The 22,886-nt window shown below is 69.9% G+C and carries 15 protein-coding genes and 1 pseudogene; 5 read left to right on the forward strand and 11 right to left on the reverse strand.

All coding sequences use genetic code 11. From position 1 onward, the window contains the following. The first annotated feature begins 20 nt into the window (after positions 1–20). Positions 21–731, forward strand: a complete 711-nt coding sequence (locus IZR01_RS11155) for a PspA/IM30 family protein (RefSeq protein ID WP_194893157.1) — start codon at positions 21–23, stop codon at positions 729–731. 131 nt (positions 732–862) lie between these two features. Here IZR01_RS11155 and IZR01_RS11160 read toward each other — a convergent pair whose 3' ends face one another. The 6 genes and pseudogenes from IZR01_RS11160 to IZR01_RS54175 all read right to left on the reverse strand — a co-directional run. Then, positions 863–2,650, reverse strand: a complete 1,788-nt coding sequence (locus IZR01_RS11160; RefSeq protein ID WP_194923767.1) for a glycoside hydrolase family 35 protein — start codon at positions 2,648–2,650, stop codon at positions 863–865. A 114-nt stretch (positions 2,651–2,764) separates the two neighbouring features. Next, the gene (locus IZR01_RS11165; protein WP_194923768.1) at positions 2,765–4,129 is read right to left on the reverse strand and encodes an ABC transporter substrate-binding protein; all 1,365 of its coding nucleotides are present in this window, start codon (positions 4,127–4,129) and stop codon (positions 2,765–2,767) included. Positions 4,130–4,179: 50 nt separating this feature from the next. Then, entirely contained in the window at positions 4,180–5,100 is a 921-nt protein-coding gene (locus tag IZR01_RS11170; RefSeq protein WP_194893160.1) for a carbohydrate ABC transporter permease, read from the reverse strand. Between the two features lie 3 nt (positions 5,101–5,103). After that, positions 5,104–6,018: a carbohydrate ABC transporter permease gene (locus tag IZR01_RS11175; protein WP_194923769.1), complete on the reverse strand. Its 915-nt coding sequence runs from the start codon at positions 6,016–6,018 to the stop codon at positions 5,104–5,106. A 112-nt stretch (positions 6,019–6,130) separates the two neighbouring features. Continuing rightward, the gene (locus tag IZR01_RS11180; protein ID WP_194923770.1) at positions 6,131–7,324 is read right to left on the reverse strand and encodes an ROK family protein; all 1,194 of its coding nucleotides are present in this window, start codon (positions 7,322–7,324) and stop codon (positions 6,131–6,133) included. Between the two features lie 807 nt (positions 7,325–8,131). Beyond that, positions 8,132–8,209: pseudogene (locus tag IZR01_RS54175) on the reverse strand (winged helix-turn-helix transcriptional regulator); the annotation flags it as partial. Positions 8,210–8,278: 69 nt separating this feature from the next. Here IZR01_RS54175 and IZR01_RS11190 point away from each other — a divergent pair. The 3 genes from IZR01_RS11190 to IZR01_RS11200 all read left to right on the forward strand — a co-directional run bounded on the left by IZR01_RS11190 (position 8,279) and on the right by IZR01_RS11200 (position 12,934). Next, on the forward strand, positions 8,279–8,926 hold the full coding sequence (locus tag IZR01_RS11190) for an NAD(P)-dependent oxidoreductase (protein WP_194896053.1): 648 nt from the start codon (positions 8,279–8,281) through the stop codon (positions 8,924–8,926). Between the two features lie 409 nt (positions 8,927–9,335). Beyond that, positions 9,336–12,290 carry a DUF4132 domain-containing protein gene (locus tag IZR01_RS53145; protein WP_194923771.1) on the forward strand — a complete coding sequence of 985 codons (2,955 nt, stop codon included), beginning with the start codon at positions 9,336–9,338 and terminating at the stop codon, positions 12,288–12,290. A gap of 5 nt (positions 12,291–12,295) precedes the next feature. Then, positions 12,296–12,934 carry a class I SAM-dependent methyltransferase gene (locus IZR01_RS11200; RefSeq protein ID WP_228559208.1) on the forward strand — a complete coding sequence of 213 codons (639 nt, stop codon included), beginning with the start codon at positions 12,296–12,298 and terminating at the stop codon, positions 12,932–12,934. Here the strand turns inward: IZR01_RS11200 and polX are convergent. From polX to IZR01_RS11215, 3 genes are read right to left on the reverse strand one after another with little or no spacing between them, the layout of a single operon-like run. Then, positions 12,922–14,709 (reverse strand): DNA polymerase/3'-5' exonuclease PolX, encoded by a 1,788-nt coding sequence (polX, locus tag IZR01_RS11205; RefSeq protein ID WP_194923773.1) that lies wholly within the window; start codon positions 14,707–14,709, stop codon positions 12,922–12,924. The two genes, IZR01_RS11200 and polX, sit on opposite strands and share 13 nt — an antisense overlap. Positions 14,710–14,731: 22 nt before the next feature. Continuing rightward, positions 14,732–15,622 (reverse strand): NAD-dependent epimerase/dehydratase family protein, encoded by an 891-nt coding sequence (locus IZR01_RS11210; RefSeq protein ID WP_323746980.1) that lies wholly within the window; start codon positions 15,620–15,622, stop codon positions 14,732–14,734. Further along, positions 15,619–16,908 (reverse strand): enolase C-terminal domain-like protein, encoded by a 1,290-nt coding sequence (locus tag IZR01_RS11215; protein ID WP_194923774.1) that lies wholly within the window; start codon positions 16,906–16,908, stop codon positions 15,619–15,621. Before IZR01_RS11215 ends, IZR01_RS11210 begins: the two co-directional genes overlap by 4 nt. A 125-nt stretch (positions 16,909–17,033) precedes the next feature. On the opposite strand from IZR01_RS11215, the gene IZR01_RS11220 reads away from it, so the two are divergent. Next, entirely contained in the window at positions 17,034–18,050 is a 1,017-nt protein-coding gene (locus tag IZR01_RS11220; protein ID WP_194923775.1) for a LacI family DNA-binding transcriptional regulator, read from the forward strand. Between the two features lie 197 nt (positions 18,051–18,247). Here the strand turns inward: IZR01_RS11220 and IZR01_RS53150 are convergent, their stop codons facing one another. Both IZR01_RS53150 and IZR01_RS11230 read right to left on the reverse strand, forming a co-directional pair. Next, on the reverse strand, positions 18,248–20,455 hold the full coding sequence (locus IZR01_RS53150; RefSeq protein ID WP_194923776.1) for a WD40 repeat domain-containing protein: 2,208 nt from the start codon (positions 20,453–20,455) through the stop codon (positions 18,248–18,250). 167 nt (positions 20,456–20,622) lie between these two features. Then, complete coding sequence (locus IZR01_RS11230; RefSeq protein ID WP_194896060.1) at positions 20,623–22,842, reverse strand: MMPL family transporter; 2,220 nt, start codon at positions 22,840–22,842, stop codon at positions 20,623–20,625. Between the last annotated feature and the right edge of the window lie 44 nt (positions 22,843–22,886).

Below are 22,886 nucleotides of genomic sequence, written 5' to 3' on the forward strand. Positions count from 1 at the left end.
GACGACGAAAGGGCACGACGATGACCAAGCAGACCATCCTGGGCCGGGTGAAGCAGCTGGCGAAGGCGAACATCAACGCCCTGCTGGACTCGGCCGAGGACCCGGGGAAGATGCTCGACCAGCTGATCCGCGACTACACCGACAACATCTCCGAGGCCGAACAGGCGGTCGCCACCACCATCGGCAACCTGCGCCTGATGGAGGCGGACAACGCCGAGGACGTGAAGTCCGCCAAGGAGTGGGGCGACAAGGCCCTGGCGGCCAGCCAGCGCGCGGACGCCCTGCGCACCGCCGGCGACACCGCCGAAGCCGACCGCTTCGACAACCTGGCCAAGGTGGCCCTGGAACGCCAGCTGGCCGCCGAACGCCAGGTGAGCGCCGCCGCCCCGACCATCAAGGGCCAGCAGGAAGTGGTCGAGCAGCTGAAGACCGGCCTGAACAGCATGAAGGAGAAGCTGGGCCAGCTCCGGACCAAGCGCGACGAACTGGTCGCCCGCTCCAAGTCGGCCCAGGCCCAGTCGCACGTCAACGACGCCCTGAAGAGCATCGACATCATGGACCCCTCCAGCGAGGTCAGCCGCTTCGAGGAGAAGGTGCGCCGCGAGGAGGCGAAGGTGAAGGGGCAGCAGGAGCTCGCGGCGTCGAGCTTGGACGCGCAGTTCAACGACTTGGAGGGGCTGGCCGACCAGGCTGAGGTGGCGAAGCGGTTGGCGGCGCTGAAGGCCGGGTGAGGCGAGGCGACTGAGCAGGTTTTGTGGGCGGGGCCGCCGCTCCCTCACAGGCAGCGGCCCCGCCGGTCTCGCAATTCAGTTGGCTTACTCGCTCACATCAGGTGCGTTACACCAGGCACACATCAGCTGGCTCACAGCTCGGTCGGCCCCAGGTTCGGCACCGGCCGCAGCTCGACAGTCGGGCCGCGTGAGCCGTGCAGTTCGAGCACCACCAGCTCGTTCTCCCCCTCGCGCAGCACCGGGCCGGGCACGTACAGCGAACCCTGCGGCCCCCGCGACCAATAGCGCCCCAGGTTGAACCCGTTCACCCAGGCCACGCCCTTGGTCCAGCCGTCCAGGTGCAGGTAGGTGTCCGCCGCCTGCTCCACCCGGAACGTGCCCCGGTGGAAGCAGGGTCCGACCACGGCCCCCACGGCCCCCTTGGTCTCGGTCTCGGTCTCGGTCTCAGCCTCGGCGAAGTCGAGCCCTGACAGCTCGTCCAACGGCAGCGGCCGCGAACTCCAGCCGGTCAGCACGGCGTCGTCGAGGTAGACCGAGCCGATCAGCCCCTTGCGATCCGCGAGCTTCACCCCGTAGTTGACCCGCCCCTGGTTCTCGACCAGTACCCGCAGCTCGGCTCCGGCGCGCGGCACGACGAACGACACCACGTGCTCGTGCCGTTCCCGCTCCAGCACCCCGACCGGTTGCCCGTCGACGAACACCTGCGCACGGTCGGCTACCTGCTCGAACGCCAGCGTCACCGGTCCGGCGGCGGGCAGCCGCGCCTCGTAGAGCACGAACCCGAAGTCCTGCCCCAAGCGCTCCATCGTCAGCGGCGAATCAGCGGTCTGCGCAGTGCCCAGCGCCGCCAAGCTCGCCGGGGCGAACAGCGGCGCGCGCCCGCGCAGCGCCACCGCGACCGGTGGCAGCTTCGGCCCCGCCTCGGGGATCTCCTCTTCCGGCAGCGCCTCGTACTTGCCGATGATGGACCGGAACCGCCGGTATTTCTCGGTCACGTCCCCGGCCTCGTCCAGCGGCGCGTCGTAGTCGTACGACGTGACCGTGGCCCGGTAGGTGCCCTTGTCGTTGGCACCGTTCAGGAAGCCGAAGTTGGTGCCGCCGTGGAACATGTAGAAGCTCACCGACGCCCCGGCCTGAAGGATCTCGTCCAGCGCGGCCCCGGCGTCCTCCGCCGGGCGCACCGCGTGCACGCCGCCCCACGCGTCGAACCACCCGTTCCAGAACTCCGTGCACATCAGCGGCCCGGTCGGCTGCTGCGCCCGCAGCGCGGCCAGCGACGCGGTCGCCTTGCTCCCGAAGTTCGCGGTGGCCAGCACCCCGGGCAGCGCACCGGCCGCCAGGTCCCCGGGCTGGTCGGAGGTGAATAAGGGCACATCGATACCGCGCGACGTCAGCGCCTCATACAGCCGTTCCAGATAGGCGGTGTCGGATCCGTATGCCCCGTACTCGTTCTCGACCTGCACCGCGATGATCGGCCCGCCGCGGGTTCCCAACCGCGGCAAGACGATCGGCAGCAGCGCGTCGAGATACGCCTCGACGGCATCGAAGAAGGCAGGGTTCGTACTCCGCAGGGCGGGGTCCGGCTCGGCGAGCAGCCATGAGGGCAGCCCGCCGCCCTCCCACTCCCCGCAGATGTACGGCCCGGGCCGCAGAAGTACGTGCAGCCCCTCGGCGGCGGCCTGGTCCAGGAACGAGGCCAGATCGAGGATCCCGCTGAAGTCGAAGGTGCCGCGCCGCCGCTCGTGCAGGTTCCACGGCACATAGGTGTCGATAGAGTTCAGGCCCATCAGCCGGGCCTTGCGCAGCCGGTCGGACCACTGCGCCGGATGGACTCGGAAGTAGTGCAGGCCGCCGGCGATGATCCGGAACGGCTGACCGTCGAGGGCGAAGCCGTCGTCGGTGATGTCGAGTACTGCCACGTTCGTCTTGCTCCCTGTACGTTCCCGCGCTTCTTCACGGCAGGACCCAGGTGCGGCCGGGCCACTGACCCGGCCGCACGCTCGGCCCCTCAGGCGCTACTTGCCCCTCAGGCGCTACTTGACGGTGAAGCCCTGGTCCTTGCCGTACTTGATCGAGGCGTCCTGCCAGGCCTTCAACCCGTCGGCCAGCGAGGAGCCGCCGATGTAGGCCTTGCCGGCCGTGTCGTTGAAGATGCTGTTGGCGTAGACCTGGAACGGCAGGTAGGACCAGCCCGGCGCGACCTCGCTGGCGCTCTGCGCGAGCACCTGGTTGATCTTCTGGTCGCCGAAGTACGGGTCGGTCTTGTTCAGGAAGTCCGGCGAGTTCAGCTGCTTCACGGTGGCCGGGAACGCCCCGTTGTCCACGCGGGTCTGCGCGCCCTCGTCCACGGTCGCGTACTTCAGGAACGCGTACGCCAGCTTCTGGTTGGTGCTCGCCTTCATCACCGCCAGCGAGCTGCCGCCGTTCTCCGACGTCACCTTCCCGCCGGCCGTCCACTGCGGCATCGGCGCCACCCGCCACTGCCCGGAGCCGGACTTCACACCGGACTCCAGGGAGCTGGGCATCCACGCCCCGATGGTCAGCGAGGCGATCTTGCCGGCGGCCATGCCCTGGTACCAGGCGTCGCTCCAGGCGCTGACCGGCGACAGGTCGTGGCCGTCGATGAGCTGCTGCCAGGCGGTCGCGAACTTCTGCGTGCCGGCGTCGCCGGCGAAGTTCACGCCGACCGTGGTGCCGCTGACCGAGTACGGCTTGCCGCCGGCCTGCCAGATCATGCTGGTGGTGAACCCGGCATCGCCGGTGTCGTTGGTGATGTAGACGCTGGGATCGGCGGCGTGGATCTTCTTCGCGTCCGCGATGTACTCGTCCCAGGTGGCCGGGGGCGTGGTGATCCCGAACTTGGTGAAGACGGTCTGGTTGTAGAACAGGGCCATCGGGCCGGAGTCCATCGGCAGGCCGTAGACGCCGCCGTCGGCCTGCACCGAGTTCCACGGTCCCGGGGTGAAGGTGCCGTTGAGCGCGGCCGCGCCGAACTGGTCCAGGTTGACCACCGACTTGGTGAGCTCGAACTGCGGCAGCGCGTAGTACTCGATGTGCGCGACGTCCGGGACGCCCTTGCCGGCCTGCACCGCGTTCTGCAGCGCCTTGTACTCGTCGTTGCCGGTTCCGGCGTTGACCAGGTTGACGTGCACCTTCGGGTACTTGGTCTGGAAGTCCGCGACCACCTTCTTCAGTGTCGGCTCCCAGGCCCACACCGTCAGGTTCCCGCCGGCGGACAGCGCCGCCTGCAGGTCCGCGTCGGAGACCGAGGCGGCCTGCGACGAGCCGGACGAGGACTTGCCACCGCCGCTCGATGATGATCCGCAAGCGGTCGCGGCCAACGCCACAGCCAGCGCGGACGCGCCCAGCAGGACGCCGCGACGACGGGTTATCGTCATAGCTGTTCCCTTCTCTTTCCTAGGGGTTCCGCAGTCGGGCCGGGGCGCCGTCAACCTTTCACGCTTCCGGCGCTCAGGCCCGACTGCCAGTACCGCTGGAGCAGCAGGAACGCCGCGATCAGCGGGATGATGGTGACCAGCGAGCCGGTGATGACGAGGTTGAACACCACGTCCCCGCCGGCGGTGTGGGCCTGGTCGTTCCAGGTGCTCAGGCCCAGCGTCAGGGGATACCAGTCCTGGTTCTTCAGCATGATCAGCGGCAGGAAGTAGTTGTTCCAGGTCGTGACCACGTTGAACAGCAGCACCGTGACGATGCCGGGACCCAGCAGCGGCAGGCTGACGGAGAAGAAGGTGCGGAACTCCCCGGCACCGTCCATCCGCGCCGACTCCATGATCTCGGCCGGGACCGCCTCGGCGCTGAACGTCCACATCAGGTACAGACCGAACGGCGAGATCAGCGACGGGATGATGATCGCCCACGGGGTGTCGGTGAGCCCCATCTTGGAGAACATCAGGAAGGTCGGGACGGCCAGCGCCGTGGCGGGCACCGCGACCGCGCCGATGACCGTCGCGAACACGGCCTTCTTGCCCACGAAGTCGAACTTCGCCAGGCCGTAGCCGGCCAGCGTGGCCAGCAAGGTGGCGCCGCCGGCCCCGACCACGACGTACAGCAGGGTGTTGAGCAGCCACCGGGCGAAGATGTGGTGCTCGTAGCTGAACGTGTCGCCGAGGTTGGAGAAGAAGCCGAAGCCCTTGAACCACAGCCCGAAGGAGTTGAACAGGTTCTGCTGGCTCTTGGTCGCGTTGATCGCCAGCCAGGCCAGCGGCAGCAGGCTGTAGACCAGCATCACCGTGCACAGGACGGTCAGCGTGAGGCTCTTGCGGCGCTTGAGCGGCGCGCGCCGGGCCTTGGCCCGGATCGGCGGCGTGGAGTTGCGGGGGCGGCGGGGCCGAACGGTCTCAGTCGTCACGGCTCAGACCGCCTTTCGTATGCCGCGCAGCTGGACGGCGTAGGCGATGATCATCGTGACCACGCCCATGATGATGGCGACCGTCGCGGAGTAGTTGAACTGCTGGCCGTCGAAGGACAGCGAGTAGGCGTAGTAGTTCGGCGTGTAGTACGTGGTGATCGCGTTCGGCGCCAGGTGCTTGAGGATGCTGGGCTCGTTGAACAGCTGGAAGCTGCCGATGATCGAGAAGATGGTGGCGATCACGATGGCCGGACGCAGCGCCGGGAGCTTGATGGACCAGATGATGCGCCACTGGCCGGCGCCCTCGATGGCGGCCGCCTCATACAGCGAGGGGTTCACCACCCGCAGCGCCGAGTACAGGATCAGCATGTTGTAGCCGACCCACTCCCAGGTCACGATATTGCCGATGGACGCCAGGATCAGGTGCGGGGACAGCGGGTCGGGCAGCGTGACACCGAAGTGCTTGTCGATGTCGCGCACCAGGCCGAACTGGGTCCCGTACATGAAGCTCCACATCAAGGTGGCGACGACGGCGGGGACCGCGTAGGGCATGAACACTGATATCCGGAAGAACGCCGCCCCGTAGAGTCGGCCGCTGTCGATGGCCAACGCCAGGAACAGCGCCAGCCCGAGCATGATCGGGACCTGGATGACCAGGAACAACGCGACGCGGGAGAAGGACGTCCAGAACTGCGAGTCCTTGAGGGCGTCGGAGTAGTTCTGCAAGCCGACGAAATGCGTGCCGCCGATCAGCTGGGTCTTGTACAGGCTCAGGTAGATCGAGTAGCCGATCGGGGCGAGGAAGACCAGCGCGAACAGGGCCATGAAGGGGCTGACGAACTTCCAGCCGGCCAGGGATCCGCGCCGCCGTCCCGCGCGGCGGCGGGGGCGGGCGAGGTCCAGGGGTGGGGACGCCATGGTCGGTCTTCGCTCCTTGCTTCGCTGTGTGGCTACTGCTTCGCTGTGTGGCTACTGCTTCGCTGTGGGCTACTGCTTCGCTGTGTGGCTGTGTACCGCGCAAGTAAGGCGACTAGGGCAGGACGAACGTCTCGAAGGCCAGCACCGCCATGCCCAGCGACACCGGGTTGTCGGCGATGCGGGAGGCGGCCAGGGTGACGGCGTCGTAGGGCACGGTCAGGGAGAACTCCTTGACCACCGGCTCCACGGCCGCCAGCAGCGGCTCGCCGAACGCCGCGCTGACCCAGCCGCCGACCACCAGCAGTTCGGGATTGAGCATGTTGACGGCGTTGGCCAGCGCCATGCCCAGCGGCCGGGCGAACCGCTCCAGCGTGGCGACCGCGACCGGGTCGGCGCGCGCCGCCGCCTCGGCCAGCCGGGCCACGGTCGCGGCCTGGTCGCCGGGGACCAGCAGCGGGCTGTCCGGATCGACGTCGGTGAGCAGGTCCAGCAGCGCGGCGGCGCCGATGTAGGCCTCGACGCAGCCGCGGCTTCCGCAGTGGCAGGGCCGGCCGTCGGCGACCAGCACCGTGTGCCCCCACTCCCCCGCGCTGTTGGTACGGCCCCGCAACAGCCGCCCCTCGGCCACGACCCCGAGACCGACGCCGGTGCCGAGGTTCACCACGACGCTGTCGTCGTGGTCCCCGGCCTCGCCGAACATCATCTCGGCCAGCGTTATCGCCTTCAGCGGGTTGTCGAGCAGGACCGGCAGCTCGCAGCGCTTCTGGAACAGGGACTTGAACGGCACGCCGTGCCAGCCCCAGTTCGGCGCGTGGATCGAGACCCCGCCCTCCCGGTCCACCTGGCCGGGCAGGCTGACGCCGACCCCGGCCACGTCGGCCGCGCTCACGCCGTCCAGCGCGGCGATGACGCCCTGGACGGTGTCCACGACGTGTCCGACCACGGAGTCCGGATCGTCGTCGGTCGGCGCCACCGGCATCTGGAAGTGCCCGACCCGGGTCATCGCCTGGTCGAAGATCTCGGCGATGACGTGGGTCTCGGCGAGGTCGACACCGACCAGATAGGGCGCCGCGGCCCGCATCCGCAGCCGGCTGGCCGGCCGCCCCCCGGCCGCCGACCGCGCGCTCTGCGTCTCCTCCAGCAACCCGGCCGCGGTCAACTCGCCGATGATCGTGCCGGCGGTGGCGACCGACACCCCGAGCTGCGCGGCGACATCGCCCCGGGTCAGCGTGCGGCCGCCGTAGAAGCTCCGCATCACTTCCACGCGGTTCGCACGGCGCAGATCGCCGGACAGGCGGGGTCGCATCTCGGTGGGCTCCTCATGGTTCTCAAGTACTTGCGGACCGGGCCGTCGGGCTCGGTGTGGCTTGAGATTACGCAGGCGTGTCGAGTTCGTAAACCCCTTAGCGAAACCGTTATTAAAAGGGTTATCAAATCGAGGCGGGGTGCGGCGGTCAGCCGATGTGGACCGCGGCACGTCCCCCTGGGCGTGCTGCTGCTTCGTGGCGTTGACCGCCGGCGCGGTGACGACGAGACCGGCGAGGAACATGCAGGCGCCGGCGATGAAGGCCGCGGTGTAGCCGTGGGTCATCGCTTGCCCGGCCCTGGACACCAGGGAGAAGTCCGTCCTTGGTGTGCAGCCCGCGGTAGAAACTGGAGGCGGCGTCAGGCAGTTTGCTGTTGGCCGCGCTGGTGGAAATCGTGGACCGGACCGCCAGGCCGAGTGCTCCGCCGATCTGCTGTGCGGCGTTCAGCAGCGCGGAGGCGATTCCGGGACGCCACCAGGGCCGAGAGCACCGTCACGGCCGTCGCCTAAAACCTGGGGCTTTATCTGCAATTCCCGAGGACTTCAGGAAACAACAAGGCCTCAGCATCCGACGCGACGCGCTACACGCCGGTTCCGGCCAGAACGAACCTCACGCTTGACGGCTGAGCATGAGGTGTGAGCACAACAGAGCGCAGGTCGTAGGGCACCGGAGGACATTAGAGGCTACGAAGCGCCTTCTCAAAAAATCCGCGGCACCTGCAATTGATTCACATTTCCGCGACATTCTCTGGCGATATCCGTCGGATCATCCGACCCCGGACTCGGCCGCCGGATCGGCCGAATACCGACCTGCCGGGTGACCAGCCTGTCGCGCTCCAGCTCGCGCAGCGTCTGGGTGAGCATCTTCTGCGAGACGGTGGCCATCTCTTCTAGGCTCGCTCACGTCAAGGTCGAAAATCTCAGGATCGCAACGACGAGAAGACAGGGCACCCCATGACCTCCATCACCGTCATTGGCGGCACCGGCTACACCGGCAGCCACATCATCCGCGAGGCCGCGGCCCGCGGACACCAGGTGACCTCCCTGAGCCGCAGCCTCCCGGCCGAGCAGCTCCCCGGCGTGACCTACCTGGCGGGCTCGGCGACCGACCCGGACGCCCTGCGCCGTGCCGTGACCGGCGCCGACGCCGTCTTCGCGGCGATCTCCCCGCGCGCCGGGCTCGGCGAGGACCTGCTCCCCCTCTACGCGGACCTCGCGGACCTCGCCGCCGCCTCCGGCGCCCGCCTCGGCGTCGTCGGCGGCTTCAGCGCCCTGCGCCCCGCCGCCGGAGCGCCCCGCTTCGCCGAAGGCGACGACGTCCCGCCGGAGTTCGCCGAAGAGGCCCGGGTCATGGCCGCCGTCGTCGACTACCTGATCGACGAGGCACCGGAGAACCTCGACTGGTTCTACGCGAGCCCGGCCGCCTCCTACGGCGCCTACGCCCCCGGAACGCCGACCGGCACCTACCGGACCGGAGGCGACGTCGCCCTGTTCGACGACGACGGCGAGTCGGCCATCTCCGGCCCCGACTTCGCTCTCGCCCTGGTCGACGAGGTCGACAAGCCGCGGCACCACCGCACGCAGTTCGGCGTCACGTCTTAAGAGCGACCGAGGATTGGTGGCCGGTCTGGCGAGGCCGCGCAGCCGCCGCAGCGCACGGAAAACTCGGCGGGGCTCGTGTCTTTGGCGGCTTCGCCGCTGGTGGCTGGGCGTGCCGGACGGACGCCCTCGACCCGGCCCGCGCCTGCGCGCAAATCGGCACGAGCGTCGTGGGCATGCGGCTTGCAAGCGCAGCGCGGCAAGGGACCGGTGCGGCCAGGCTCGGAGCTCCGACGCTGGTTTTCCAATGTCGCTCAGCCCGCCCGGCCACCAATCCTCGGTCGCTCCAAGTCGCCAGGGGCATACCGGGTCGGCGGGTCAGCCGCCGGCCATCGTGTCGCCAGCCCAGTGCCGAAGGAGCTGCCGGGTCCCTCGATAGCCTGTCAGCCACAAGGACACTGCTGGGGGGAACGTGAACGAGGATCCCGAAGACCGGTTCGAGCTGCCACAGAAGTTCCGGCGCGGGGTGCTCCGCCGGGAACGCTGTGAGCGGGCGGAGATCGACAGACTCGCGGCGGTCGTGGCCGATCCGGACGCGCGGGGGAAGGCGACGTGGCGGGCCGTCGATCTCATCGTCGCCGAGGAGGGGCCGGCCGCGGCGGTGCGGGCGTTCGCCGCCGTCACCGATGAAGACGTCAGATATGCCCGCTCCAGTTGGGGCCACGGCAGCGTCTACCACAGCCGGATCTCCGATGTCCGCTGGCCGATGATGCTCCGGCTGCTCGACCTGGTGCGGTCGGCCACCGAGGAGGAGTACGCCGAGGCCGTCGCGACCACGGAGAAGATGCGCGAGGAGTACCCGTCGCCCGCGTCCCGGGCCGCGATGTCGGTGCTGGCGCTGGGCCGGCCGCAGTGGTGCTCGGCGGACATCGCGGAGTACTCGGCGGACGAGGACTTCGACAACCACACTGCCAGGCTGCTGATGCTCGCCACGACTACGCAGGAGCAGGCACGGGAGCTGGGCCGGCGGATCCGGGACTGGACGTGGGTCAACGACGACCGCCGCGCCGAGGGGACGTTCCTGGCCACCGTCGGCGCCGGGGCCGACGAGTTCCTGGTCGGATGCTTGGAGCAGTCCCGGTGGCACGCGCTGAACCTGCTGCCGAAGCTGCCGAGCGAGTTGGCTGTCAATACCCTGATCGGTGAGCTGGGGCCGAAGGACGCGCAGGGCGCGCTTCTTGAGGCGGCTAAACGGTTTCCGCGCCGGGTTCTACGGCTACTCGCCGAAGCCGAGCCCGCTACGCAGGTCGACTATGTGCTGCGGCTGCATGTGGCAGCGCAGCCCGAGGTGGCGCGCAGCGAGTTGCCGGCGCTTTCGGCGGCGGGGCGGCAGCGGGTGGCGGCGCTGCTCGGTCCGGCGGGCGACAATGCCCCGATTCTGGTTGCTACTGCTGCGGATCTGCCCCGCATCCTGGTGACGCCGCCGTGGGAGGATCGCGAACTGGGCAAGCCCGCGGTTTTGAAGAACCTGCCGGTCCCGACTCCTATCTTCTGCTGGCCCACACGCGGACACGTGTCGTCGTCCGCGATTCCCGAGATCGCGCCTTCCCCGAAGGAGGCGGACGACCAGGGCCGACTCGTGGCGACGATGGCGGAACGGCTCAGCTCGGAATACGACCGCTACTCCGAGTCCGCCCACATCTTCTTCCGCCGCCATCCCGAGGGCGCGATACGTCAGCTGCTCCCGAGTGCCCTCGGCCCGACCGGGCTCGGGCTCCGGAAGGCGCAGGCCGCGGTGCGCTTCGTGGCGCGGCAGGGCTGGGCCGACGTCTTAGCCATCGCCGCGGAGTCCGGCCCCGAGACGGCGCGCGCGACTCAGGCGTTGCTGGAACGGTGCGGCCTGGACGCGTTCCCCAAGTCCATGCCGGCGGTGCCGTTGTGGGCGGAGCCGTCTTCGCTGCCGCCGATCCTGCTCGCCGGGCGAGGGTTGGCGTTGCCCGCGTCCGCGGTGCGGCTGGTGGTCCAGATGCTGACGATCTCCTCGCGCCGGGACATCGCTCCGTACGGCGGCATCGAGATCGTCAAAGAGTCCTGCGATGCCAGCTCGCTCGCCGAATTCGCGTGGGGTCTGTTCGAGAACTGGGGCGGGGCGGGCTATCCGACCAAGAAGGTGGGCTGGGCGTTCGACGTCTTGCGGTGGTTCGGGGACGCGGAGACCGCTCGACGGCTCGTGCCGCTGATCCGGGCCTGGCCCGGCGAGGGCGGCTCGGCGCGGGCCGCGGTCGGCATGGATGTCCTGATCGCGATCGGCGGCGACGCGGGGATCCGCGAGGTCTACGACATCTCGCAGCGCTCGCAGTTCGGCGCGCTCCGCGATGACGCCGCCGCGCGGATCGCCATTGTGGCCACGGCGCGGGGGCTGAGCGCGGACCAGCTGGAGGATCGGCTGGTGTTGGACTTGGGCGCGGGCGCCTGCGGCACGTTGCCGCTGGACTACGGAACGCGCCGGTTCACCGTCGGGTTCGACGAGTACCTCCAACCGTTCGTCACCGACGACGCCGGCAAGCGCCGGACCGCGCTGCCGAAGCCGACTGCCAAGGACGATGCGGCGCTCGCTTCCCGGGCTCAGGCGCGCTTCACCGAACTGAAGAAGGACTCGAAGACGCTCGCGGTGCGGCAGGCCGCGCGGTTGGAGCGGGCGATGGTCACCGGACGGAAGTGGTCCGAGGCCGAATTCCGGGCCCTGTTCATCGAGCATCCACTGATGCGGCTGCTCGGCCGGCGGCTGGTGTGGGGGCAGTTCGACGGTGCCGGAACACTGCACGAGGCGTTCCGGATCGCCGAGGATGGGACGCTGGCCGATGTCGATGACGCGCGGTTCGCGTTCGACGCGGGCCTCGCTGAGAGGACCGGCGGCACTGACCGAGCTGGCGGCACCGGAGCGATCGGCCTGGTTCATCCGGTGACCCTGGGCCGCGTCCTCCCCCGCTGGGTCGAGATCTGCCACGACTACGAGATCGTCCAGCCCTTCCCGCAGGTGGGACGCCCGATCTTCGCACTGACCGCCGAGGAACGCGCCGCCGACCGCCTCGCCCGCTTCTGCGACGTCACCATCTCGACCGACCGCCTCCTGGCCCTGCACCGCAGCCCCGGCTGGGGCACGATGCCGCAGTGGGAGGCGGCCCGCGCCGTGGCGACCGCCCGCCGGGTGCCCGGTGACAGACTCCTGATAGTCCAGATCACCCCCGGCTACCGCCCGGGTTCCCTCGCCGACACCCCGCACCAGAGCATCCGCGACATCTGGCTCAGCCCCCTGGACACCGGCCACGGCTACGGCACCCGTGCCCGCGCCCTGCCCCTGGGCGACCTCGACGACGTGGAGGCCAGCGAGATCATCGCGGACCTCACCACGGCCGTGGCACCATGACCCGCATGCGATACACCGACGTGGTCGAGAGCTTGCGCGCGTCCTACGACAACAGCGCCGACCAGCGAGAGGCCACGGGCAAGGAGGACTGGAAGCTCCAGGAGCGGGCCGCGTTCCTGGCCCGATTGCACTCGAACGAAGGCCGGCGGTTGCTGGAGATCGGGGCGGGTGTCGGTACCGACAGCCGCTACTTCCAGGAGCAGGGGCTGGAGGTCGTGGCCACCGACTTGTCGCCGCTGATGGTGGCGAAGTGTCGGGAGAAGGGCTTGGATGCCCGGGTTGTTGGGTTTCTGGAGCTCGGGGCCGAGTTCGAGTCAGAGCCGTTTGATGCGGTGTTCGCCTTCAACTGCTTGCTGCACGTGCCCAACTCGGACTTGCCGAGCGTCCTGCAAAGCGTGCGGCGCCTGCTGCGCCCCGGCGGCCTGTTCCTCGTCGCGGTCTATGGCGGCGACGGCACGGAAGAAGTGTGGGACGGGGACCCGATCACCCCGCACCGCTTCTTCTCCCTGCGCACCGACGAACAGATTCAGGACTTCGCCCGGGAGTCGTTCGAGATCGTCGACTTCCATACGCGCGAGGACACCGGCATTTTCCGATCCCAGGTGCTCACGCTGCGGCGAGCGGAGGTTCATCACCGCGGCTGAGCTTCAACCGCCGCGGGTTTCCGCAGGAACGCGCGCAGTCTGGTCAGGCTCCAAGTATTGATGACATCGTCCTTAGTCAGCCATCCCCGCTGCGCCACCGCGATGCCAAAGCGCTGATTCTCCAACGCGGGCGTGGAATGCGCGTCGCTGTCGATCGCGAACTTCACCCCGTGCTGCTTGGCCGCCATCACCTGCTCGTCGTTCAGGTCGAGCCGCTGCGGTGAGGCGTTGATCTCGAACGCCGTGCCGGTCCGGGCCGCCGCCGCGAAGACCGCGTCGAGGTCCACGTCGATGGGCTGGCGGCGGTCCAGGAGGCGGGTGGTGGGGTGGCCGATGATGTGAACGTAAGGGTTCTCACACGCGCGGATCAGGCGGCGGGTCTGGGCAGCCCGGTCCAGGCCGAAGGAGGAGTGGATCGAGGCCACGCAGATGTCGAAGCCGGCCAGGAACTCCGGCGGCCAGTCCACTTCCCCGTCCGCGTCGATGTTGAGCTCGGTGCCGTGCAGCACCCGCATGCCGCGATACGCGCGGTCCAACTCCCGCACGCGCTCACGCTGCGCGAGCATCTTTTCGTCGGTCATGCGCTGCATCACCAGGTTCGGCGCGTGGTCGGTGACGGCGTAGTAGGCGTAGCCGAGGTCGGCTGCCGTCTCCAGCATCACTTCGAGCGGAGCGAGGCCGTCGGTGAGATCGGTGTGCGTGTGCAGGTCGCCGCGCAGGTCCTTGAGCTGGACCAGGTCCGGCAAACTGTCCTGCGCGGCGGCCTCGATCTCGCCGCGGTCCTCGCGGAGTGTCGGGGGGATCCACGGGAGGCCGAGCGCTGCGTAGACCTCTTTCTCTGTGCGGGATGCGAGCTTCTTGCCGGATCCGCCGGACCCACCAGACTCCTCGAGCCCACCGGACTCATCCGCCCCGACGTCGAAAAGCCCATACTCCGAAAGCTTCATGCCCGCCTTGACCGCGCGCCCCCGCAGCTTGATGTTGTGCGCCCGCGACCCGGTGAAGTAGATCAGCGCAGCACCCCAATCCGCCGGCGGCACCACGCGCAGATCCACCTGCAAGCCCTTGTCCATGCGTACTGAGGTCTTGGTCGTCCCGCTCCCGATCACGTCCGCGACCTCCGGCCACGCGATCAGCGCGGCCATCAGCGGGGCGGAGTCCTTCGCGGTGGCGAGGATGTCGATGTCGCCGACCGTCTCGCGCATCCGACGCAGCGAGCCCGCATAAGCGCACTGCTTGCAACCGGGGACGGCCGCGATCTCCGCCACCAGCTCCTCGGCCAACTCCAGGGCGACGTTCAGCAGCGTCCGGCCCGAGGTCTGGCTCAGCTGGTCGATCCCGTGCCGGATGTTCTCGACAGTGCGCTCGCCGAGTCCGGGAAGGCCCTTCAGCCGACCTTCCTCGGCGGCCTTCCCCAGCTCCTCGACGGACTTGATGCCGAGCTTGCGATACAGGAGCACCGCCGTCTTGGGTCCCACGCCGGGGATCTCCGTGATACCGCGTACGCCGTCCGGGATCTTCGCCCGTAGGCTCTCCAACGCGGCGATGCGTCCGGTGGCCAGGTACTCGCTGATCTTGTCCGCGGTCGAGTCGCCGACGCCGGGGATCTTCCGCAGCCCGGCGTCGTCCAAATGGGCGAGGTCCCCCGGATAGCCGCTGACCGAACGCGCTGCCTTCTCATAGGAACGTGCGCGGAACGCGTTGCCGCCGCTGAGTTGGATGAGGTCGGCGTACTCCCGCAGCAGCGCCCCGACTTCGTCGTTGAGCCGCGCCATGGGGCCAGTTTAGCGGCGCCGATCAATGCCGCCAGGGCAGCGGCTCCACGCCGAGCAGGTGCCGGGCCTGGAACCCGAGCAGCCGCTGCGCCGCCCGCAGGTCGAGCGGGGCCGTGCGCCCCGGCATCGGCGACCGAACGTCCACGTCCGGGTGGTACACGCCGAGCAAGTCAGCGGTCGGATACGGCACGAACGTGTCGGGCGCCGCGACGAACACCTTGTGGTACCCGTGCAGCGGGACTGTGGCCGCCAGCCAGGTGGCCTGCGCCGCGTCTCGCACGTCCAGGTACGTCCACAGCTCCGGCGCCCCGATCGCCGGGTCGGCGGCGGCCAACGGCAGCCGGTCGGCGGCGCGCTCGTCGTTGCTGATGAACGGGAAGCGCAGCGCGACGACGTCCATCCCGTGCCGGCGGGCCATCATCTCCGCGGTGGCCTCGTCGACCTGCTTCGACAGTCCGTACGGGTCCTCGATCTGGAGGGGCGCGTCCTCGTCGACCGGCACGTAGGCGGGGTGCAGCGTCCGGCCGGCCCAGGGCAGGCCGAGGATCGAGAGGCTGCTGGCGATCACCGCGCGGCGGATGCCCCGGTTGCCCGCTTCCTCCAGCACGTTGAAGGTCGCGCGGGTGTTGCCGCCGAAGACCTCCAGCGCCGTGCCGTGCACGGGAGTGGGCAGCGCGGCCAGGTGGACGACCGCGTCCGCGTCGGCCAGCGCCTCGCGGACCAGGTCCGGGTCGGCGGCGTCGCCGACGGCGACCCGGTCGGCACCGGCCTCGGCCAGGTCGCCGGGGTCGGCCAGCACCAGGGCGGTGACGGCGGCGCCGCGGTCGGCGAAGGCCCGGGTGACCACCCGGCCGACCAGGCCGGCGGCACCGGTGACCAGGACCCGGCGCGGGGCGGGGACGTCGGAGCTCACGGGGCCTCCAGACCGCCGTCGGGCCGGCGCACCTGGGCCGACCAGCGCTCGTGCAGGAACTTCACCGGCGGGAACTTGGCCGCGGCACTCTCGTCGAGCTCGATGCCCCAGCCCGGCGCGTCCGACGGGTACAGGTGCCCCTCGCGCACGACCGGCGTGCCGGGAAAGACCTCGTGGGTGGCGTCGTTGTAGGTGTGCGACTCCTGATAGCCGAACGCCGGGGTGGAGATGTCGACGGCGAGGTTGGCCGCGACGCCGACCGGGGAGATGTCGCCCGGCGAGTGGAACGCGGTGCGCACCCCGAGCAGCTCGCACAGGGCGACGATCTTGCGGGTCGGGGTCAGGCCGCCGACCGAGGAGGTGTGCAGGCGCAACAGATCGACACCGCCGTCGCGGACCAAGCGGACGGCGTCCGGCACCGAACCGAGTTGTTCGCCTACTGCGATGGGCACCGGAGATGCTTCTCGCACCTCGGGCAGCCGGTCGTAGAGCTCGGGGGCGATGACGTCTTCGAGGAAGGAAAGCCGGTAGGGCTCCAAGGCCCGCGCCAGAACCACGGCCTGCTTCGGGGTGAGCCGGCTGTGCACGTCGTGCATCAGATTGACCGCGTCGCCCAGGCGCTCGCGGGCGGCGGCGAACAGCCGCGGGGCGGCCCGCAGGTACTGCTCGACGGCCCAGCCGTCCGGGTGCGGCGAGCGCGGGTAGCCGCCGGGGGCGCCGGGCGCGCCGTACGTGCCCAGGCCCGGGCCGCCGACCTGGAGCCGGACGTTCCGGTAGCCCTCCTCGATCAGCTTCTCCGCCTGGTCGAGGGTGTCGTCGATGGTCGGTCCGGCGGCGTGCGAGTACACCTCCACCGCGGCCCGGCTGCGGCCGCCGAGCAGTTCGTAGACCGGCATCCCCGCGCGCTTCGCGGCGATGTCCCACAGCGCCTGATCGAGCCCTGATAAGGCGTTGTTGAGCACCGGCCCGTTGCGCCAGTACGACGAGTAGTGCACCAGGCGGGTGATGTCCTCGATGTCGGCCGGGTGCCGGCCGACGGCCAGCGGACCGACGTGCTCGTCGACCGCGGCGGCCACCGCGGCGTAGCGCTGGGTGAAGGTGGCGCAGCCCAGGCCGTACAGACCGTCGTCGCTGGTGTCGACCCGCACCACGATCAGCGGCGCGCCCTCGGGGGCGGTGACGACGGCCCGGACGCGGGTGATTCGCAGGCTGTCGCGCGCGGCCCACGGGGGCTGGGCTTGCGGGAGGGCGCCGGACGCGTCGAGCAGGCGGTTCGGGTCGTTCACGGTGTGTTGTGTCCCTTCCCCAGAAGGCGCGCCGGTGTGCTTGCGGCCGATGCAAAACGTTTTGTACTGTGGTGACAGTAGGATTTCACGCACCTCGTCGGCGTGTCAACGATTCGGAGAGCTCAGTGGCGCAGCAGGGCCGCAGGCGGCACGTCAGCATCACCGACGTCGCGGCCCAGGCGGGGGTGAGCATCACGACGGTGTCGCACGTGCTGTCCGGTCAGCGGCCGGTGTCGGCGGCGACCACGGCGAAGGTGCGGCAGGTGATCGCCGAGCTCGGATACGAGCCCAACCAGCTGGCCCGGGGACTGCGGCTCCAGCGCACGAACACCGTCGCCCTGGTCATCCCGGACATCACCAACCCCTTCTACCCGCTGATCGCCCGCGGCCTCCAGAACGTCCTGGGCCCGGCGGGCATACAAGTCCTGGTCACCAGCACGGACGCCGACCCGGCCGTGGAGGACGCGGCGGTCCAGCAGATGATCACCCGCCGCGTCGACGGCCTGGCCTTCGCCGGCTACCAGGCCGACCACCGCCGGGTCGCCGCGGCCGCCGAAGTCGGCATCCCGGTGGTGCTGCTCGGCGGCCGCACGACCCGACCGGGCATCGACGTGGTCAGCGCCGACGACGTGGCCGGCGGCGAGATCGCGACCGAGTACCTGATCACCCGCGCCTACCGCCGCATCGCCTTCATCACCGGCGCCGACCGCGTCGGCTCCCCCGCCAACCGCGTCCTGGGCCACCGCCACGCCCTGCGCGAGGCGGGCCTGCCGTACTCGGCGCGGCTGGTCGTCCGCGAGGAGATCAGCCGCGACGGCGGCGCGCGAGCGATGGCGCGGCTCCTGTCCCTGCGGCAAGCCCCGGACGCGGTGCTGTGCACGAACGACGTGACAGCGCTCGGCGCGCTGGACGCGGCGAAGGGCGCCGGGCTGCGGGTGCCGCAGGACGTGGCGGTGATGGGGTTCGACGACATCGAGATCGCCTCGCTGACCACACCCCCGCTCACAACGGTGTCGATCCGCCCGCTGGAGCAGGGCGAGGCGACCGGGCGGCTGCTGTTGGGGCGGCTGGACGGGTCGGCGCCGCGAGAGGCGCAGCGGATTCTGTTCGATCCGGCGGTGGTACGGCGGGAGTCGGCTTAGCCAGTGCCCTGACTACTATCGATGAACGTTGTCACCGAGCGGAAACACATGAGTCCCGTGGCGGCGGGCGACCGCCACGGGACTCCCTACATCGGTTGATGCCGGCACTTGGGGGGTATGTGCCACCAACCTACGCTGGATAGTAGCAGTGTTCGAACATGGTGCAGCGGTGGCGTGTTGAGGGTGGCGCGCGCCGCTCAGCGCCGGGTCAGGTGGACGATTTCCTGGTCGAGCAGGACCACCAGGCCGCCGTCCGGAGTTCCCGCCACCGCCCGCACCTGGCCCCTCGTGGGGAAGGTCAGGTCCGGGCCGACTTGTTCGCCGGTGGCCAAGTCCAGGATGTCCAGGCTCGCGTCGCCGTCGGCGATGATCACCGGGCGGCCGTCGGGCCCCAGCGTCGTCACCGCCAACACCGATCTGTTCGGACCGGGCAGCGGGGCGCCGAGCGGGGTGCGGTCGGTCAGGTCCCAGCGCCGGGTGGTCCAGTCGCAGGCGGCGCTGACCAGGATCGGCCGGCCGGCGAGCAGGCCGGTGGCCAAGGCCGTGATCTCCGCTGTGTGCCCGGTCAGGGGCTCGCCGATGGGCTCGGCGGTGAGCATGTCCCACAGCCGGATCGTGTGGTCGCAGCTACCGGTGACGGCGACGGGGCGACCTTCGACGATCGCCGTGGCCGCCGCGGTGATCCGGTCGGTGTGGCCTTCGAGGCGCTCTGCGACCTGTCGGCCGGCTGTCAGATCCCAGATATAGACGTGCGGACCGGTCTCGTCACCGTAGACGCTGGTGACCGCCAGCACGCGGCCGTCGGCCTCGGCGACCGCGAGGACCCCGATGCCACGGTGGTACCTGGGGTTCTCGACCGGATCACCCAGCGGGTCGCCGATCTGCTCGCCGGTGTCCAGGTCCCACAGGCGCACCATCGCGTCGGGGTGTCCGCCGCCGGAGACCGCGACCGGGCGGCCGTCCACCACCGCACTCGCCACCGTGACCGCCACGCTCTCCTGGCGCGCCAAGGGGTCGCCTTCCGGGCGGCCGGTGGCGAGGTCCCACATGCGGATGGCGCCCGCGGAGTGGCCGCCGAAGGAGACGGGGCCGTGGGTACCGCCCGCGACGACGACCGGGCGGCCGTCCACCACCGCCGTCGCCAGGCCCATCAGGCCGGTGTGGTCGGCGGTGCTCACGAAGACCGGCCCGACGTCCGGCCCCGACTCCGCCTTGCACAGCGCCATCGCCCACACCCCGCCGGCGTGGCCGGTCAAGGGTTCGCCCTCAGCCGACCCGGTGGCCAGGTCCCACAGCCGCACGGTTCCGTCGTCACCGGCGCTGACGGCGATCCGGCGGTCGCCCAGGCCCATCGTCTGGAGCACCCGCACCGGGCCGATATGGCCGCGCAGAGGTTCCCCGACCAGCTTTTCCCGAGACCGGTCGCGGATGCGGAGGGTGCCGTCCTCGCCGGCGGTGACGATGTGCTCCCAGTCCTCCGCCACCGCGGTCACCTTGCCTTCGTGCCCTGATTCGCCCGGCTTCATGAAGCCGTCGGGGGTCACGTTCCACCGGCGCAGCTTTCCGTCCTCGCCGCCGATACGCGCGTCCGGGAAGCCGAGGAGGTGCGTCCCGACCGAGGCCGCGCTGACGCTACCGAAACTGAGGTAGGGCGAGCCCTGGTCCCAGCCCTGGGTCAGGTCCCACAGGTTCGCGTCCCAGTCGCCGGTGACCGCGATGTTCCGGCCGCGGACCGCCCACGCCGTAGCCTCGCGGACCGAGGGACCGGTCAGCGCTTCGCCGACCTGTCGGCGGGTGCTCAGATCCCACAGGCGGACCACACCGTCCAGATCCGCGGTGGCCAGGACCGGGTGTCCGGCCAGCAGCGCCTCGACGACTTCCAGCACCGACGCGGTGTGGCCGGACACCGGTTCGCCGATCGGTTCCTCGGTGGTCGTGTTCCAGACCTGGACGGCGCCGTCCCAGCCGCCGGTGAGCCCGAGGTTGCGGCCGAGGCCGAGGTTGTCGTCGAGGATCAGCGGCAGGGGGCCGGGGCCGTGGTTCGCGACCATGCGGCGCAGCGCCGAGTTGCTGAAGGTGCCCACGCTCCAGCGCACGTCCCAGGCCGCCGGAGGCTCGCCGGGGACGTCGGCCGCCATGATGCGAGCCGCGAAGGCGGGGTCTCCATAGCGCGCGGCGTCCAGCGCCAACACGTGCCGTCGCGCTGCGGCGCTCTCGTCCCGGTGCCAGAACACCGAGGTGCGGTAGACCATCGCAGCCAGCAGCGCGTCCGGGCCGGTCGCGGCGTCGAGCAGCGCCAACACCTCGTCGGGGTCGGCGTTCACCAACCACTGCTGGTCAGACAGAAGGTCAGTGGTCTGCTTGTCAGTGGTCTGCTTGTCAGTGGTCTGCTGAGCATCGGGCACGACGGCAACCGTAGCCGGGGCCTGCGACGGAAAATCAGGGGCTCAGTCCTCTACCGCCAGCGATCGGGCCATGAAAAACCGTGTGGCCGAAGTCCGGCGACTACCGGACTTCGGCCACATGGTCCCTGGCGGCTTAATTCATTGCTGCTTCATTGGCTGCTATCGCGCTACCGCCGCATCGATGCCTCGGCCGCGGGCCCGTGCTCCTGCGAGCCCTGGCCCTGCGGCACCCCGGCGCCATTGCGTACCGCGTCGGCCCGGCCGGGCCACCAAGCCGCGTGTCCGACCAGCGCGGTGACCGCCGGGGTGAAGAACATCGCCATCACGAACGCCGCGATCGCGATGCCCGCCGAGATGGCGAAGCCCATCTGGGTCAGCGTGGACTGGCCGGCCAGCATCAGCGAGGCGAACGAGCCGGCCAGGATCAGGCCGGCCGCGCCGATCGTCGGGCCGGCGTGCCGGACGGCCTCGGCCGCCGCCTCGCGTGGTGTTTTGCCCGCTCGTGACTCCTCTCGGAGTCGGGTGATCATCAGGATGTTGTAGTCGGTGCCCAGCGCCACCACGAACATGTACATGATCACCGGCAGCATGAAGATCAGGCCGTTGTTGCCGCCGGAGTTCTGGAACAGCAGCACCGTGGCGCCCAGGGTCGCCCCGAAGCCCAGTCCCACCGAGGCCATCAGGTACAGCGGGGCGACGATCGAGCGCAGCACCAGGCCCAGGATCAGGGTGATGATGATGGCCGCGACCGGGAACACCACCGCGTAGTCGTGGTTCACCGCCTTGTTGATGTCCACGAAGATCGCGGTCGTCCCGCCGACCAGCGCGCTGGTCCCGGCCGGCGCCGCCTGGTGCGCCGTGGTGCGCAGCGGCCCCTTGACCGTGTTCATCGCCGCCGACGAAGACGGGTCGTTCTTGAGCGTCACCGAATAGAAGGCCACGGTGTCCGTCGAGTTCGGGAACGGATCGGACACCTGCGCGACGCCGGGGACCTTGCCGAGCGTGCCCTGATATTGGGTCAGCTCGTCCTTGGTCAGCTTCGCGCCGTTGGTGGACTGCAACATCACCTGGCTGGGCATGGTGGCACCGGCCGAGGAGGCGGTCTTCAGCTGGTCCTGCCACACCGTCGACTCCGAGCCCTTGCCCTGCGACCCGGACGAGAGGTCGAAGGTCGGCCGGAAGCTGAACGCGGCGACCGCCAGCGCGGCCATGACGATCCCCGAGACCGCGGCGTACCGCGCGGGGTGCCGGCCCATCGAGCGCCCGATGCCGGCGAAGCGCGCGCCCCGGGGTTCGGTCTTCCAGGCCTTCGACGGCCAGAACACCTTGGTCCCGAGCAGCGACACCACCGACGGGATCAGCGTGAGGCCGGCGACCAGGGTGACCGCGACCGCGATGGCCAGTGCCGGGCCGAGCGAGCGGAACAGGCCGAGCGTGGACAGCGTCAGCGCCATGAAGGACACGATGACCGCGCCGGCGGCCGACAGGATCGCCTCGCCGGCCTTGGTGACCGCGGCGGCCACCGCTTCCTTCGGCGCGTCCCCGGCGCGCAGCCGCTCTCGATAGCGGAACATGAAGAACAGGATGTAGTCGGTGCCGACGCCGAACAGCACCACGATCAGCATCGAGGTGACCGAACTGTCGGTCTTCAGGTCGAAGGCCTTGCTGGCCCAGGCGATGAGGCCGTCGGCGATCTGCGAGACCACGCCGATGGTGATGATCGGCAGCAGCGCGATGACCGGGCTGCGGAAGATGACCAGCAGCAGGATCAGGATCAGGCCGATGGTGGCGATGCCGATCAGGGCCTCGGCCTTGTTGCCGGACGACTGTGAGTCCAGGGCCTGCGCGGCATCACCGGTGATGCCGCCCTTCAGACTGGTGCCGGACAGGTCGGACTGGAGTTGGGTCCGCAGCGCCTTGACCGCGTCGGTCTGCTGTTTGTCCTGCGGGTCGTTCTCCTTGGGCATCTGCACGCCGATGGTTTGCAGCTGCTTGTTCGGCGCGGGCTCACCGACCTGAAAGGCGGTCACATCGGGGATGTGCGCGTTCCCCAGCTTGGTGGCCAGCGCGCTCACCGCCGCTGAGTCGGCGGCGGTGAGCGGGCCGTTGTCGGCACGCTCCAGCACGATCATCGCGGCTGGGGCGGCGGCTTGCGGGAAGGCGGACTCCTGCAGGTTCAGGGCCTGGATCGACTCGTAGTGGCTGGGCAGGAAGCTGGACTCGTCGGTGGTGGTGGCCAGCTTCGGCGCGAAGCCGACCACGGCGATGGCGACGACCACCCAGGCGGCGATCACCCGCCAGGGATGCAGGGCCACCCACCGGCCCAGTCGCGGGAAGAAGCCCCGTTCGGCGGTGACGCCGCGGGCCCCCAGCACTGCTTCCTTCATGATCTCCCTCTCACCAGGGTGCCGGCATCGCCTGGACATCCCGT

It is taken from the genome of Catenulispora pinisilvae (assembly GCF_015356865.1).
Taxonomy (GTDB): Bacteria; Actinomycetota; Actinomycetes; order Streptomycetales; family Catenulisporaceae; genus Catenulispora; species Catenulispora pinisilvae.

What these genes read in the sequence shown, in the direction of transcription:
- IZR01_RS11155 (WP_194893157.1), top strand. Translation starts at nt 21, where the DNA reads ATGACCAAGCAGACCATCCTGGGCCGGGTGAAGCAGCTGGCGAAGGCG.
- IZR01_RS11165 (WP_194923768.1), bottom strand. Translation starts at nt 4,129, where the DNA reads ATGACGATAACCCGTCGTCGCGGCGTCCTGCTGGGCGCGTCCGCGCTG.
- IZR01_RS11175 (WP_194923769.1), bottom strand. Translation starts at nt 6,018, where the DNA reads ATGGCGTCCCCACCCCTGGACCTCGCCCGCCCCCGCCGCCGCGCGGGA.
- IZR01_RS11180 (WP_194923770.1), bottom strand. Translation starts at nt 7,324, where the DNA reads ATGCGACCCCGCCTGTCCGGCGATCTGCGCCGTGCGAACCGCGTGGAA.
- IZR01_RS11190 (WP_194896053.1), top strand. Translation starts at nt 8,279, where the DNA reads ATGACCTCCATCACCGTCATTGGCGGCACCGGCTACACCGGCAGCCAC.
- IZR01_RS11200 (WP_228559208.1), top strand. Translation starts at nt 12,296, where the DNA reads ATGCGATACACCGACGTGGTCGAGAGCTTGCGCGCGTCCTACGACAAC.
- polX (WP_194923773.1), bottom strand. Translation starts at nt 14,709, where the DNA reads ATGGCGCGGCTCAACGACGAAGTCGGGGCGCTGCTGCGGGAGTACGCC.
- IZR01_RS11230 (WP_194896060.1), bottom strand. Translation starts at nt 22,842, where the DNA reads ATGAAGGAAGCAGTGCTGGGGGCCCGCGGCGTCACCGCCGAACGGGGC.